Source organism: Monashia sp. HAY1-5C (assembly GCF_056755255.1).
In genome coordinates this window covers 1-1,797 of the sequence record NZ_JBPGXG010000259.1, presented here as the reverse complement: position 1 = coordinate 1,797, position 1,797 = coordinate 1, and the positions used below count along the sequence as shown (strand labels likewise).

General features: G+C 73.2%; 2 protein-coding genes. Both read right to left on the bottom strand.

The window, feature by feature from the left end:
- Nucleotides 1–147 precede the first annotated feature (147 nt).
- A complete protein-coding gene (locus tag ACR9ZK_RS21500) occupies nt 148–666 on the bottom strand; it encodes a hypothetical protein (protein ID WP_481344001.1) in 519 nt (172 codons plus the stop codon).
- A partial coding sequence (locus ACR9ZK_RS21495) for a toprim domain-containing protein (protein ID WP_481344000.1) occupies nt 666–1,797 on the bottom strand: 1,132 nt, incomplete at its 5' end. The genes ACR9ZK_RS21495 and ACR9ZK_RS21500, both read right to left, overlap by 1 nt.

The window sequence follows — 1,797 nt, the reverse complement described above, 5'->3', positions numbered from 1 at the left end:
ACAGGGGAATGGCTGCTGCGCAACCATAGCAAAGGATCGGGCGGGGACTAAATCGACTCCGCGCGAGGCGCATCCGGCACTTTTCGGCCACCGTCCACCCCCTGGGAAGGCGCGTCTCGCACCCGCGGGGGCGCCCGTTCGGTCGGGTCAGAGACCGACCTCGGTGCGCAGCCGCGCGAGCCGCTCGGCCGCCTCGCTCGCGACCTCGGGGTCCTCGAGGCTCGCGCCCTTGCCGGGGACGACCTGCTCCACCAGCCGCCCGCTGGCGAGGTCCTTGCGGATCACGACCCGAACGGTGCGCCGGTCCCGGGTGCGGAACTCGTCGCCGATGACGACGCTGGCCTGGATGCGCTCGCGCAGCGTCTGCTGCAGCAGGGACGGCTCCGTGACCCGCCACTGCGCTGTTGACCGGTGGTCGACCCAGAGGACGGTCAGCAGGCCGGTCTCGCCCTTCCACGTCCCTGACTCCGCCTCGTGCCAGGGCCGCTCCCACGCCAGGGTGCGGTCGGCATCGACGAAGGCGAGGTGGTGCGTGGTGGCGACCACGTGGCCGCCGGACTGCTCGTCGCGAGCCCAGGCCAGGATCTTCTCGCCGCCTGCGAGCGCCACGGCGGCGCGGACGTCGGCGGGCAGCGGCACGCGACGACGCCGTTCGAACAGGGGCATCAGGCCATTCCCGCCTTGATCGTCGCGAGCTCGCGCTGGAGGGTCTGCAGGTGCAGGCCGAGCGCGCGGCTGCGGTCGGGGGCGGGTTCGTCGGAGTGCTCGAGGCGGCGCATCTCGCTCAGCGCGTCGGCGATCTGTCGGGTCAGCGCGATCGTGCGTACCCGGTTGAAGAGCTCGTCGACGTACCGCGAGGTCGGCAGGCCCGTGACGGCGTCCATCCGCGTGGGGAGGGTGTCGACGGCGAGCTCGCTGACGAGCCCGGCCACCGGCGAGGGCGCGGCCTCGGTGACGGCCGACGTCCACGCCCGGACGCTGGCGGTGTCGGCCGACGCGTGCGCGATGCGGATGCCGTCGAAGACCGCGCGGTGCGCCGGCGCGGAGAACGCGTCGGGCGTCAGCAGCTCGAGCGCTCCCGGCGCGAAGACGGTCGGGAACTGGAGGATGACCTGCAGCAGCTGCCGCTCGGCCATGACGACGGGGTCGCGCCGATCCGGCTGCGGCATCCCCTGGCCACCCTCGCCCGCCGAGGGCTCGGCATCCTCGCCAGCGGTGTGGCGCCGCTCGCGCGCGTCGCGGGCCTCGCGCGGGTCGTCGTCGACCTTGAGCCGTCCGGCGCGCGACACCTCGCGGGCCACCTGCTCGACGTCCAGGCCGAGCATGCCCGACACCTCGCGCGTGTACTCGGGGCGCAGCGACTGGTCGCGGATCGAGGCGACGATGGGCGCCACCGCCCGCGCCGCCTGGACGCGTCCCTCGGCGGTGCCGAGGTCGAAGCGCTTGATCGTCGTGCGCACGGCGAACTCGAACATCGGGACGGCGTCCTCGATGAGCGCCTGGACCGCGGGGTCGCCGCCGGCCTGACGCAGCTCGCACGGGTCCTTGCCGGACTTCTCGACGGCCACGAAGGACTGCGAGGCCCACTTCTGGTCGTCGGCGAAGGCGCGCATCGCCGCCTTCTGGCCGGCGGCGTCACCGTCGAACGTGAAGATGACGCGGGCCGGTGCGAGGTCGGCCTCGTCGCGCATCATCCGGCGCAGCACCTTGATGTGGTCCGACCCGAAGGCGGTGCCGCAGGTCGCGACGGCGTTCTCGACCCCGGCGAGGTGACATGCCATGACATCGGTGTAGCCC

Excerpts from the sequence above, each read along its gene's own strand:
- ACR9ZK_RS21500 (WP_481344001.1), bottom strand. The coding sequence starts at position 666 with ATGCCCCTGTTCGAACGGCGTCGTCGCGTGCCGCTGCCCGCCGACGTC.